Source organism: Piscinibacter sp. (assembly GCF_050175855.1).
Classification (GTDB): Bacteria; Pseudomonadota; Gammaproteobacteria; order Burkholderiales; family Burkholderiaceae_C; genus Piscinibacter.
Genome location: NZ_JBFXIO010000117.1, coordinates 1 through 12,167, shown reverse-complemented (window position 1 = coordinate 12,167; position 12,167 = coordinate 1). Strand labels below are relative to the sequence as shown.

Below are 12,167 nucleotides of genomic sequence, written 5' to 3'. Positions count from 1 at the left end.
CCCGAGCCGCAGGCATGCGTCCAGCCCAGCGTGCCGTGGCCGGTGTTGAGGAACAGCTTCTTCAGCTTCGAGCGGCCGATCACCGGCACGTTGCTCGGCGTGGCCGGGCGCAGCCCGGTCCAGAACTGTGCCTGCGTGGTGTCGCCCGCGCCGGGGAAGAGCTGCTCCACGCGCCGCACGATGGCTTCGCAGCGCACGCGGTTGAGGTCGCGGTCGTAGCCGTTGAGCTCGGCCGTGCCGGCGATGCGCAGGCGGTCGCCGAGGCGGGAGAACACCAGCTTGTACTCGTCGTCGGTGAGCGAGACCTGGTGCGCCTTCGAGGCGTCCTTCACCGGCATGGTCACCGAGTAGCCCTTGGCCGGATAGATCGGCAGCGCCAGGCCCAGCGCCTTGGCATACAGCGGCGACAGGCTGCCCATCGCCAGCACGTAGGCATCGGCGCGGATCTGCCGGAAGCGGCCCTCGCCGTCGGTGACCTCGACGTGATCGAGCTCGCCGCCGGCCTCGCGCAGCGCGGTCACGGTGTGGCTCATCAGGAACTTCACGCCGTCTTCCTCGCAGCGCTTCACGAGTTCGCGCGCGAAGCGGTTGGCGTCGCCCGACTCGTCCTCGGCGGTGTAGGTGGCGCCGGCGAGTTGCGCGCGGATGTGGCGCAGCGCCGGCTCCAGCTTCACCGCTTCGTCGGCAGAGATCACGCGGCGGTCGCAGCCGAGCTCGCGCATCTGCGCGGCCGGCGCCTCGGCGGCGTCGAACTCCTTCTGGCTGGTGTAGAAGTGCAGGATGCCTTGCGTCCGCTCGTCGTAGGCGATGCCGCGCTCGCGGCGCAGCTGCTGCAGCGTGTCGCGGCTGTAGGTGCCCAGGCGCACGATCTGGCGGATGTTGTGCCGCGTGCGCGAGGGCAGGCACTCGCGCAGGAACTGCAGGCCCCACAGCCACTGGCGCAGATCGGCGCGCAGGCGGAACAGCAGCGGTGCGTCTTCCTGGCCGAGCCACTTCAGCACCTTCAGCGGCGCGCCGGGGTTGGCCCAGGGCTCGGCGTGGCTGACCGAGATCTGCCCGCCGTTGGCGAAGCTGGTCTCCGCCGCCGGCGTGGCCTGGCGGTCGATGACGGTCACGTCGTGACCCTGCTGACGAAGGAAATAGGCCGAGGTGACGCCGAGCAGGCCGGCGCCGAGAACCACTACGCGCATGACAGGACTCCAAAGGAACGTTGCGCGCACGACGTGCGTCGCGCGCTTGCCGCTCCCCCTGTCCTCGGTACCTGAGAGATTCGCCCCGTGCCATCGGCGCGGGCCTTGCTCCTTCGGTGCGTCACGCGCGTGACGTCTCTCCAGACGGCGTTGGTGTGGTGCAGTACGGGCCCTGAGCGTTCATGGGAGTTTGCGCCTTCGGGGGCCGGGCTCCTGCTGGATCCCGGCACTCTCCTGCAGAGATCGCGATGTTACTGGCGGGCGGGCGGGCCCTCCTCGCCAAGAAAGCGTTCGGCCAGCTTCACCCAGTAGGCGCTGCCGATGGCGATGTTGTCGTCGTTGAAGTCGTAGCCCGGGTGATGAACCATGCAGTTGCCGGGTGCGTCTCCGTTGCCGATGAACAGGTACGAACCGGGCACGCGCTCAAGCATGAAGGCGAAGTCCTCGCTGCCGGTCAGCGGCGGGCCCTGCAGCGTGACCTGCCCGGGCCCGAGCAGCTCGAGGGCCACCTCGCGGGCGAAGGCGGTCTCGGCGGGCGTGTTGACCAGCACCGCGTAGCCGGCCCGCCAGTCGACCCTTGCATGCACGCCGAAGCTCTCGGCCTGCGCCTGGGCCAGCGCCTTGATGCGTTTTTCCAGCAGCGCGCGCACCTCGCGGTCGAGCGCGCGCACGCTGAGCTCCAGCGTCGCGCTGGCCGGGATCACGTTGTTGGCGCGGCCGGCGTTCAGCGCGCCCACCGTGACCACCGCCGCCTGCAGCGGGTCGACGTTGCGCGACACCACCGTCTGCAGCGCCATCACCAGGCTGGCCGCCGCCACCACCGGGTCGGCGGCATGTTGCGGTAGCGCGCCGTGGCCGCCGGTGCCGGTGAGCGTGATCGTCGCGTAGTCCGACGAGGCCATCGCCGCGCCCTCGCGGAAGACCAGCCGGCCCTGCGGGATGCCGGGCATGTTGTGCATCGCGAACACCGCGTCGCAGGGGTGATGCTCGAACAGGCCGTCGGCCATCATGCGCAGCGCGCCGCCGCCGCCTTCTTCGGCCGGCTGGAAGATCAGGTTCAGCGTGCCGTCGAAGCGGCCTTGCTCGGCCAGGTGCCGCGCTGCGGCCAGCAGCATCGCGGTGTGGCCGTCGTGGCCGCAGGCGTGCATCAGGCCGGGGCGCTGGCTGCGCCAGTCGGCGCCGCTGGCCTCCTCGATCGGCAGCGCATCCATGTCGGCGCGCAGGCCGAGGCGGCGGGTGCCGCGGCCGCGCTGCAGCGTGCCGACCACGCCGGTGCCGCCCAGTCCGCGATGCACCGTGTAGCCCCAGCCTTCCAGCTTGTCGGCCACCAGCGCCGAGGTGCGGTGCTCCTCGAAGGCCAGCTCAGGGTGGCGGTGGATGTCGCGGCGCAGGCTGACGAACTCGCCCACGCGGGCCTGCAGTGCATCGAGCAGGTAGGTCACGACGCCGCCTCCGCGCTCACTGCGGCTGCAGGTTGATCTGCTTGGCGATGGCGCGGTAGCGCGCCGTCTCGCCCTCGAAGAACTTGGCCGATTCGGCCAGCGTCATCGGCGCCGACGGATGCTGGGTCTGCGCTGCCAGCTGCGTGCGCACGCCCGGGTCCTGCAGCGTCTTGCCGATCGCGGCATGAAGCTTCACGACCACGTCTTCCGGCGTGTTCTTCGGCACCATGTAGCCGGTCCAGATCTTGTACGAGACGTTCTTCAGCGTTTGCGTCTCGCCCATGGCCGGCACGTTCTTCAGCAACTCCGAACGCTGCGCGCCGAGCTGGCCGATGACCTTGAGCCGGCCCTGCTCGGCCAGCGCGCCCATCGCGGCGCTGTAGACGAGCACGGCGAAGTCGACCTGGCCGCCGCCGATGTCCTGCAGCAGCGGCGCGTTGCCCTTGTAGGGCACGTGGGCCAGCTTGATGCCGGTCTGCGCCTGCACGCTTTCGAGGATCAGGTGGTACAGCGAGCCGATGCCCACGCTGCCGTAGGTCAGCGGCTTGTCGGCCGACTTCTTCGCCAGCGCGATCAGCTCGTCGACGCTGTTGACGCCCAGGTCCTTGCGCGTCACGAACACCATCACCGCGTCGGCCACCGGGTGCACGAGCCGGAAGTCCTCGGTCTTGAGCTTGACCGCGGCATTGGCCAGCGGCGAGAGGATCACCTCGTTGGGCGATCCCTGGAAGACGTACTGGCCGTCGGCCGGCGCGCCGAGCACCTTCTGCGCGGCCAGCGCGCCACTGACGCCGCCGAGGTTCTCCACCAGCACCTGCTGGCCGAGTTCCTTGCCGAGCGGCTGGTTGAAGATGCGGGCGATGGCGTCCGACGGGCCGCCCGCCGGGTACGGGACCATCAGGTTCACCGGCTTGGTCGGCCAGGACTGGGCGAGCGCCGAGCCGGCGGCGAGCAGCCAGCCGCTGGCGACGAGGGCGGTAAGGGCAAGGCGACGGGCGGGATTCGACATCGGGCACTCCTGAAGGTGGATGAAGCGTGGCGCCAATGTAGGAATCGGCGCAGGCCAAGTCCAATGCATTGTGTTCTGCATTAGCATGAGTCCAGTGCATCAAAACCGGAGGTGAGGCGATGACCCTGGTGCAATTGCGCCATCTGATCGCGCTGGCCCAGACCGGCTCCTTCAGCCGCGCGGCGCAGGCGCAGTTCCTCACCCAGCCGGCGCTCAGCCGCAGCATCCGCGCCCTCGAAGACGAGCTCGGCATGCCGCTGTTCGACCGCGTAGGCCGGCGCATCGAGCTCACCGCCTTCGGCCGCGCCACGCTGGAGCGCGCGCGGCTGCTGGTCTCGGATGCCGAGGAGCTGCAGGGCAGCGGGCGCCGCTCGCGCGAGGGCGAGCGCGGCACGCTGCGCATCGGCATGGGCTCCGGCCCGGGTGCGATGCTGATGACGCCGCTGCTGATGACGATCGCACTGGAGCATCCGCAGGTGCACGTCGAGATCGCCCGCGGCGGCACCGAGCTGCTGGTGCAGTCGCTGCGAGCTCGCACGCTCGATGCCTTGGTGGTCGATGCCCGTTCGCTCAAGCCCGCGCCCGACCTGCGCACCGATCTGCTGTTCGAGATGCGCGGCGCCTTCATGGTGCGCCGAGGCCACCCGCTGACGACGCTGCGAGGCGGGCCGCGCTTCGAGGACGTCAGCCGCTACCCGATCGCCTCGACGCCGCTGTCGGACGAGGTGGCGCGCATCCTGATCGCCCGCTACGGCCCGCAGGCCCACCCCGAGCATTGCGTGACGCTGCGCTGCGAGGAGGTGGCCAGCCTGGTCGAGGTGGCCGAGCACAGCGACGCCGTGCTGCTGGCCATCCGCGCCGCCGCGCCGACGCTGGAGGAGCTCAGCCTGCGCCCGGCCCTGGAGGCGACCGCGCGGCTCGGGCTGGTGACCCTGGCGCGGCGCACCGAGGCGCCGCTGCTGCCGATCGTGCGCGAGCTGATGCAGGAGCGGCTGCGCGACGCCTGAAACGTCATCGCCGGCCAGCCACCCGATCTCAGTCGTTGAGGATCCGCCGCAGCGCACCCACCAGCGCGTTCGGATGGTCCAGTCCCTCGTAGGCCGGGGGCACGGGCTCCAGACCGAGCAGGCCGGCCACGGCCATGCGGGCCGACTGCACCGAGTACTCGACCGTGTAGACCACGTTGGCGGGGATCTCGCAGTACTGGCCGACCACGGCCAGCCGCTCGAAGCCGTGCGGCAGCACCGCCGGCCGGTCGCCGCGCAGGCGCGGCATGAACTGGCTGGTGGTGTAGGGCAGCCGGCAGGGGATGCAGTTCGCCGAGGCCAGCAGCGCCGGTGTTCGTTCTTGAAGGCCGAGCTGCGCGTACAACTCGACGAGGATCTCGCGGCCGCTGCATTCGTCCATGCGCTTGCCCACGAAGTCGCCGATGCGGTCGGGGAACAGGCCGTAGCCCCACCACACGCCGGTGCCGTCCGGCTGGCCCGGGAACGCCGGGCAGGGGTAGAGGTGGAAGGTGAGCATCCAGCTCGAGTCCTTCAGCGTCACGAGGCCACCGCGGCCGGCCGGGCTGCCGCTGAAGGCCTCGACGAGGCGGAAGAACTCCAGGTTCGCGTCGGTCACCGTGAAGGTGATCCAGGTCGTGCGGTCGGGCTGGCCGCAGAAGACCCAGGGGCGGCCGAAGGCGCGGTCCTGCTCGGCCAGGCGCTGCCACAGCCGCCACGACGACGACGGCGCACCGGCCCGCGCCACCGGTGCGGCCTCCATCGAGCCGAGGCTGGAGTCGGCGGTCATCGAGCCGAGCGTGAGGATCAAGAGGTCGTCGTCGCCCAGCTCGATCGACTCGGCGCGGCCCGCGCGCGTGATGTGCAGTCGCCGCGGCAGCTTCGTGCCGTGCGTGCCGGAGTCGAACGCGACGTCGTCCACTTCCACGACGGTCTCGATCTGCACGCCCTGCGCCTGCAGCCAGCGCAGCATCGGCGTCACGATGGAGTCGTGGCCGTTGTAGCGGGTCGACTGGATGATCTGCATCGTCTCCAGGTCGGGGAACAGGCGCAGGAAGCGCAGCAGGTAGCGCCGCAGTTCGTCGGCGCTGTGCCAGGTCTCGAAGCCGAACATGCTGCACCACATCAGCCAGAAGTTCGATTCGAAGAAGGCCGGTTCGAAGCATTCTTCGATGCGCTTGCCCTCGATCTCGCCCTCGTCGCGCAGCATGAGCTTGGCGAGGTCGGCGCGATCGTGGTTGCGCAGCCGCCAGTCGGTGGGGTCGACGATGCGGCCGCCGCGCTCGACCAGCCGCGCGCGGTCGTACCAGGGCGCCGACTGCCAGAACTCGAAGGTGTCCTCGGCGACCGACTTCGCCGGGTCGTCGAACGAGGGGATGGCGTCGAGCAGTTCGTACATCAGCACGTAGGCCGGCCCGAACATGCGGCTGCCGCGCATCGAGTAGCCCTGCGCGGCCGAGCCCGCGGCGTCGAGGCTGCCGCCGGGCTGCCCGGCTTCGTAGAGGTGGATCTGCCGGCCCGGCACGCCACCGTCGCGAAGGAGGTAGGCGGCGCAGGCCAGCCCGGCGATGCCGGCGCCGACGATGTGGATGCAGCGTTCGCTCGGCATGGATATCCCCGTGGTGGCGTCGCGATCGACTCTGCGCGCAGTGTCGGCCTGCGGCACGGCGCCGAAGTGATCTGGCGCAATGCACGTGAGCGACGAGGCGGTATCAAGGACGAGGCGGACAGCGCAGGTGCGCGCAGGGGCAACGGTCGATGAAATCCTTGAGCGGCGTGGACGGGGCCTTTCTTCATCTGGAGACGGCGCAGACGCCGATGCACGTCGGTTCGCTGCACCTGTTCGAATTGCCGGACGGCGTCACGCCGACCGACTTCCTCGCCGAAGTGCGCCGCCAGATGCGCCGGCGGCTGCGCCTGGCGCCGGTGCTCACGCGCAAGCTCGCACCCATGCCGCTGCAGTTCGCCAACCCGGTGTGGGTGGAGGACGATGCGATCGACTGGCGCTACCACGTGCAGCACCTCAGCCTCGAGGCGCCGGGCACGCAGGCGCAGCTGGAGGCGCTGGCTGGCCGGCTGCACTCCGAGTTGCTCGACCGCCGCCGGCCGCTGTGGCGCATGGCGGTGATCGACGGCCTCGCCTCGGACCAGGTGGCCTACTACTTCCAGATCCACCACGCCGTGCTCGACGGGCAGGCCGGCGTGTTGCTCTCGCAGGCGCTGTTCGACACGACGCCGGCGCCGCGCCCGCTGCCGCGCGGCAAGGCAGCGCAGGCCGAGCATCCGGGCACGCTGGCGCTGGCCGCCGCCGCGTTGCGCCACGACGCGGCGCAGTACGTCAAGCTGCTGCGCCACCTGCCCGACGTGGCGCGCACGCTGGCCGGCCTGATCGGCCCCTCGCCCGGCGGCAAGGCGCCGCCGAAGGGTGGCGGGCTCGGCCAGAACTTCAGCGTCGGGCCGAAGACCGCGCTGAACGTGCCGATCAGCGGCGAGCGCGGCTTTGCCACCGTGTCGCTGCCGCTGGTGGCGCTCAAGGCGCTGGCCGAGGCCCACGAGGCCAAGCTCAACGACATCGTGCTGGCCCTGTGCGGCGGTGCACTGCGGCGCTGGCTGGCCGCCCACGGCGGTGTGCCGGACAGGCCGCTGATCGCCACCATGCCGATCTCGCTGCGCGAGGGCGGCAATACCGACTTCTCGGTGCAGGCCACGCTCAGCCTGGTGAACCTGAACACGCACATCGCCGACCCGGTGCAGCGGCTGCGCGCGATCCGCGATGCGGCCGGCGCCGTGAAGACGCTGGCGCGCCGCGCGCGCGGCGTCATCCCCACCGACTTCCCGTCGCTCGGCACGCCCTGGCTGCTGCAGGCGCTGGCCGCGCTGTACGAGCGCTCCACCGCCATCGAGGCGATGCCGCCGATCGCCAACTTGGTGATCTCCAACGTGCCCGGCCCGCCGGTGCCGCTGTACGCGGCCGGCGCGCGCATGACGGCCTACTGGCCGCTGTCCATCGTCGAGCACGGCATCGGGCTGAACGTCACCGTGATGAGCTACGCTGGCGACATGGGATTCGGCTTCACCACGGCACGCTGCGCGGTGCCCGATGCGCGCGAGCTGTCGATCGCGCTGGTGGCCGCGTTCGACGAGTTGCTCGCGCGCAGCCCTCACGCCACCCCACGCTGACCGACCGGGCCACACCCATGCGCCAACTGAGCGGACATGACGCGAGCTTCCTCGACGCCGACACGCTGCAGGCCAACGCCAACGTCACCTTCGTGCAGATCTACGACCAGAGCACGGTCCCGGGCGGCGTGCTGCGCTTCAAGACCATCCTGGCGCACATCCAGGGCCGGCTGCACCGATCGCCGATCTTCCGCAGCCGGCTGCTGCGCGTGCCGCTGGAACTCGACGAGCCCTACTGGGTGGAGGACGAGGACTTCGATCTCGAGTACCACGTGCGCCACATCGCCTTGCCCAAGCCGGGCGACTGGCGACAGTTCTGCATCCAGGCCTCGCGCATCCACGCGCGCGCGCTCGACCTGAACCGTCCGCTGTGGGAGATCTACGTGATCGAGGGGCTGGACAGCATCGCCGAGCTGCCGCCGGGCAGCTTCGCGCTGCTGACCAAGATCCACCACGCGGCGATCGACGTGGAGAGCCGCAACGAGTTCGTCGACGTGTTGCACGACACCACGCGACGGCCGCGCAAGCCCGAGCCCGCCGAGCCCTGGTTCCCCGAGCGCCCGCCCGGCCCGGCGTCGCTGCTGGGCCGGGCCGCGCTGCACTGCCTGACCTCGCCCACGCGGCTGCTGCGCCCGCTGCGCCGTGCCGCGCCGGCCACGCTGGCCTTCGCGCGCGACCTGCTGCATCCCGAGCGGCATCTCACGGCGACGCGCTTCAACGCGGTGGTGACGCCGCACCGCGTGTTCGACACGCGGCGCTTCCTGGTCGAGGAGTTCGAGGCGATCCGCACCCTGGTCGACGGCGCCACCCTCAACGACGCCGTGCTGGCGGTGTGCGCCGGCGGGTTGCGGCGCTATCTCGGCGCGCACGCCGAACTGCCGAGGGCGGAACTGTCGGCCAACGCGCCGCTGGCCATCGGCGAGGACGTGGGCCCGGACGCCGCCGTCTGGCGCATCGGCATCGGCAGCGACGTGGACGATGCGGTGCAGCGCCTGGCCCACATCCGCGATCAGACCGCCGAATCGCTGCGGCCTGCGCCCGAGCGGCCGCTGCCGCTGCCGTGCTGCACCATCACCCACGTCACCGCGCCAGCGGTGCCGGTGTACCTGCACGGTGCGCGCATGAGCTACTTCTCGGCGATCCTGCCGATCAGTGACGGCATGGGGCTGGTATTCGCGGTGACCCGCTACGACGGCCGTATCGTCGTCTCGCCCACCTCGTGCCGCGAGCTGATGCCCGATCCGCAGTTCTTCACCCAGTGCGTGCGAGAGAGCTTCCAGGAGTACCTGGCGCTTGCGCGTGCCATGCCGGCACTCAGAAAGTCAGGCGCTCGTGCGTCAGCATCCGGTAGGGCCACGCCATCGGCCCGGACGGCTCGAAGCGCGCCCAAGCGCCCTCCGGCTGCGCCAGCCGGTCGGCGACGATCCACAGCACCACGGCGTTGAACCCCAGGCCCACGTGGCTGCCGGGCACGCGGATGTTCTCGTGCCAGGCCGGGTCGCCCTCGACCGTGGCTTCCTGCGGCGGCACCACGCCGTCGCCGAGCGAATACAGGCAGCTCAGCGGAACGGTCAGCGTCTTGCGCTCGCGCAGCTTCTTCGCGCGCGGCTGCATCGCGTGTGCCGCCGGCCCCATCGGGTGGGCGATCAGCCGGTACATCGCCTTGACCAGCGGCGGCGAGGCGCTGCCTTCCGGATCGACGCTGATCGGGCTGCCCAGCGTGACCACGCAGCGCACGCACTCCGGCGCCTGGTGGGCGCCGTACATCGCGAACACGCCGCCCAGGCTCCAGCCCACCAGGCTGACCTTGCGGCCGGTCTTGTGGTGCAGGTAGCGGATCTTCTGCTCGAGCGCGGTGGCATGGCGTGCGTGGAAGCCGACGTTGCGCCCCAGCCCCCAGGTCTCGACGGCATAGCCGCGGTTGCGCAGGAACAGTTCCAGCGCGATCAGCGAGGCCTCGCTGCCCATGAAGCCCGGCAGCAGCAACACCGGGTGGCCGTCGCCGCGCGGCGCGGTGGCCAGCATCGGCATCGACCATGGCAACGCCGCCGCCTCGAACAATGCGCGCAGCTCGAGCAGCGAGTGGGCCGTGCGGGGCCGGCCGGCGTGGGGGTGTCTGCGGACCATCGGGTGTGGCGTGCCTGGACCTGTGGTCTAGGCAGCATGCCACGGCCGGCCGCCGCTGCGTGAACTGTCGTGCAGGATGGCTTCCGTCAGCATCGCGCGGCTGATGTGCCAGCGTGCCAGGGCATGGTCGAACACCAGCCGCTCGTCGCCCGAGACATGGCCGTCGGCGGTCACGGCGGCGGCGGCCATGCGGCAGACCATCAGCCGCTCCTGCGGATCGACCACCGCATCGAGCAGGCGGTCGACATAGGCCTGGTCGCGGGCGCGCAGCCAGGAGCACTCCGCCAGGCCGTGGCCGACTTCATTCAGGCATTCATCGACGAGCGCCAGGAAGTGCCCGCGAGGCATGCCCAGGCGGACGAAGGCATCGACGTCTTCCAGCGCCTTCAGTTCGCGCGGGTCGGCGCGACCGTTGGCGGCCACCATCAGTGCCAGCGCACGGGCTGCCGCGGCCGAGAACCGGCGCGGATCGTCTCTCGTCGTCATGGGTGTCTCCTGGGCTGCGGACTGCAACCCCGCAGTGAGTGAAGCCCGGGCCGGAAGTTCCGCGTTCGCGGCGGCCTCCACCGTGCTGCTTGATCCTGCGCAACGCAGCCTCCTCGGGGCGGGACAGGGTCGGGCGTCTTGAACAGAATCGAAGCGACCGATCCGAGATGGAGACCACCGGCGTGCCGCCAACGACCACCGATGATCCCCCCGACGGCGCAGTCATCGACTGGCATGCGCTCACCGCCGATGAAGCGCTGCGGCGCTGCGGAACCGACCCGGCCCGCGGTCTGGAGGCCGCCACTGCGGCGCAACGCCTGGCCGGGTTGGGCCCCAACGCCTTGCCCGAGCCGCCGCCGAAGCCCGTCTGGCGCACCTTCGTGCGCCAGTTCAGGAGCCCGCTGATCTACATCCTCTTCGTCGCCGCGGTGCTGGCGGTGGCGCTGGGCCATCACGGCGACGCCGGCGTGATCCTCGCCGTGGTGCTGGTCAATGCGCTGATCGGCAGCTTCCAGGAGGGCCGCGCCGAGCGTTCGATGGCGGCGCTGCGGCGGCTGTCGTCGCTGCGCGTGCGCGTGCTGCGCGACGGGCACGAGCAGGTGGTCGAGGCCCGCGAACTGGTCCCGGGCGACCTGATGCTGCTGGCCGCCGGCGATGCGGTGGCCGCGGATGCGCGCCTGGTCGAAGAGGCGCAGCTGCAGGTGGCCGAGGCCGCGCTGACCGGCGAATCGGTGCCGGTGGCCAAGTCGGTGGCGGCGGTGCCGGAGGCCACGGGCCTGGCCGACCGGCATGACATGGTCTATTCCGGCACCCACGTCACCGGCGGGCGTGCCCGGGCGGTGGTGGTGGCCACCGGCATCCACACCGAGGTCGGCCGCATCGCCGGCCTGACCGAGCGCGCCGAGGAGCCGAAGACGCCGCTGGAACAGCGCCTCGAGCAGTTCGGCCGCGCACTGGTGGCAGCGGCGCTGGGCCTGTTCGTGCTCGTCGTGCTGCTCGGCCTGTGGCGCGCGCTGCCGCTGCCCGAGGTGCTGATGGTGGCGATCAGCCAGATGGTCTCGATGGTGCCCGAGGGGCTGCCGGTGGCGATGACCATCGCGCTGGCGGTCGGCATGCAGCGGATGGCCGAGCGCGGCGCCATCATCCGCCGCCTCTCGGCGGTGGAGACGCTGGGCTCCACCACGGTGATCTGCAGCGACAAGACCGGCACGCTGACGAAGAACGAGATGACCGCCGTCGAGCTGTGGCTGCCTGGCGGCGGCGCGCACCGCGAGATCGCCGCGGGCGGCATCGGCTACGCGCCCGAAGGCACGCTGCTCGAGCACGGTCACCCGGCCAACGTGCGCGACGCCGCGCTGCGCGAGCTGATCGCTGCCGCTGCGCTGTGCAACGACGCCGAACTGCTGCCGCCGGAAGACGAGCGCGCCGCCTGGACGGTGCTCGGCGACCCCACCGAAGGCGCGCTGCTGGTGCTGGCCGGCAAGGCCGGCATCGAGCTCGCGGCGCTGCGCCGCGACGCGCCGCGCGAGGCCGAGCTGCCCTTCGACTCCGACACCAAGCTGATGGCCACGCGCCACCGCCTGGCCGGGGCGCCGCGCCGCGTGCTCGTCAAGGGCGCGCCCGAGGCGGTGCTGCGGCTGGCCGACGGTGGGCGGGAAGGCCTGCACGACCCGACGCTGAACGCCGCGCGCGGCCAGGCCGAGGCCATGGCCACGCGCGCGCTGCGCGT

General features: G+C 71.3%; 9 protein-coding genes, 1 pseudogene and 1 riboswitch. Of the genes and pseudogenes, 4 read left to right on the top strand and 6 right to left on the bottom strand.

Annotation, left to right across the window (positions count from 1 at the left end):
- The 3 genes from AB7U92_RS11080 to AB7U92_RS11070 all read right to left on the bottom strand — a co-directional run.
- On the bottom strand, positions 1-1,190 hold a 1,190-nt coding region (locus tag AB7U92_RS11080), incomplete at its 3' end, for a D-amino acid dehydrogenase (RefSeq protein WP_428576287.1).
- A 48-nt stretch (positions 1,191-1,238) separates the two neighbouring features.
- Positions 1,239-1,344: riboswitch (glycine riboswitch) on the bottom strand.
- Between the two features lie 97 nt (positions 1,345-1,441).
- A complete protein-coding gene (locus AB7U92_RS11075; RefSeq protein WP_428576285.1) occupies positions 1,442-2,632 on the bottom strand; it encodes a M20 aminoacylase family protein in 1,191 nt (396 codons plus the stop codon).
- A gap of 16 nt (positions 2,633-2,648) precedes the next feature.
- Positions 2,649-3,641, bottom strand: coding sequence for a Bug family tripartite tricarboxylate transporter substrate binding protein (locus AB7U92_RS11070; RefSeq protein WP_428576282.1), 993 nt, complete (start codon positions 3,639-3,641; stop codon positions 2,649-2,651).
- A 119-nt stretch (positions 3,642-3,760) separates the two neighbouring features.
- Between AB7U92_RS11070 and AB7U92_RS11065 the strand changes: the two genes are divergently transcribed.
- Complete coding sequence (locus tag AB7U92_RS11065; RefSeq protein WP_428576279.1) at positions 3,761-4,648, top strand: LysR family transcriptional regulator; 888 nt, start codon at positions 3,761-3,763, stop codon at positions 4,646-4,648.
- 28 nt (positions 4,649-4,676) lie between these two features.
- On the opposite strand, the gene AB7U92_RS11060 is transcribed toward AB7U92_RS11065, so the two are convergent.
- Positions 4,677-6,254 (bottom strand): oleate hydratase, encoded by a 1,578-nt coding sequence (locus AB7U92_RS11060; protein ID WP_428576277.1) that lies wholly within the window; start codon positions 6,252-6,254, stop codon positions 4,677-4,679.
- A 149-nt stretch (positions 6,255-6,403) separates the two neighbouring features.
- On the opposite strand from AB7U92_RS11060, the gene AB7U92_RS11055 reads away from it, so the two are divergent.
- The gene (locus tag AB7U92_RS11055; protein ID WP_428576274.1) at positions 6,404-7,825 is read left to right on the top strand and encodes a wax ester/triacylglycerol synthase family O-acyltransferase; all 1,422 of its coding nucleotides are present in this window, start codon (positions 6,404-6,406) and stop codon (positions 7,823-7,825) included.
- Between the two features lie 17 nt (positions 7,826-7,842).
- Positions 7,843-9,096: pseudogene (locus AB7U92_RS11050) on the top strand (wax ester/triacylglycerol synthase domain-containing protein); the annotation flags it as partial.
- 43 nt (positions 9,097-9,139) lie between these two features.
- Here AB7U92_RS11050 and AB7U92_RS11045 read toward each other — a convergent pair.
- Both AB7U92_RS11045 and AB7U92_RS11040 read right to left on the bottom strand, forming a co-directional pair.
- Complete coding sequence (locus AB7U92_RS11045; protein WP_428576272.1) at positions 9,140-9,952, bottom strand: esterase/lipase family protein; 813 nt, start codon at positions 9,950-9,952, stop codon at positions 9,140-9,142.
- Between the two features lie 27 nt (positions 9,953-9,979).
- Positions 9,980-10,438, bottom strand: coding sequence for a hypothetical protein (locus tag AB7U92_RS11040; RefSeq protein WP_428576269.1), 459 nt, complete (start codon positions 10,436-10,438; stop codon positions 9,980-9,982).
- A 167-nt stretch (positions 10,439-10,605) separates the two neighbouring features.
- On the opposite strand from AB7U92_RS11040, the gene AB7U92_RS11035 reads away from it, so the two are divergent.
- Positions 10,606-12,167: cation-translocating P-type ATPase (locus AB7U92_RS11035; protein ID WP_428576266.1), on the top strand; the 1,562-nt coding region annotated here is incomplete at its 3' end.

Coding starts and splice junctions, on each gene's coding strand:
- AB7U92_RS11040 (WP_428576269.1), bottom strand. CDS start 10,438: ATGACGACGAGAGACGATCCGCGCCGGTTCTCGGCCGCGGCAGCCCGT.
- AB7U92_RS11065 (WP_428576279.1), top strand. CDS start 3,761: ATGACCCTGGTGCAATTGCGCCATCTGATCGCGCTGGCCCAGACCGGC.
- AB7U92_RS11070 (WP_428576282.1), bottom strand. CDS start 3,641: ATGTCGAATCCCGCCCGTCGCCTTGCCCTTACCGCCCTCGTCGCCAGC.
- AB7U92_RS11045 (WP_428576272.1), bottom strand. CDS start 9,952: ATGGTCCGCAGACACCCCCACGCCGGCCGGCCCCGCACGGCCCACTCG.
- AB7U92_RS11055 (WP_428576274.1), top strand. CDS start 6,404: ATGAAATCCTTGAGCGGCGTGGACGGGGCCTTTCTTCATCTGGAGACG.
- AB7U92_RS11060 (WP_428576277.1), bottom strand. CDS start 6,254: ATGCCGAGCGAACGCTGCATCCACATCGTCGGCGCCGGCATCGCCGGG.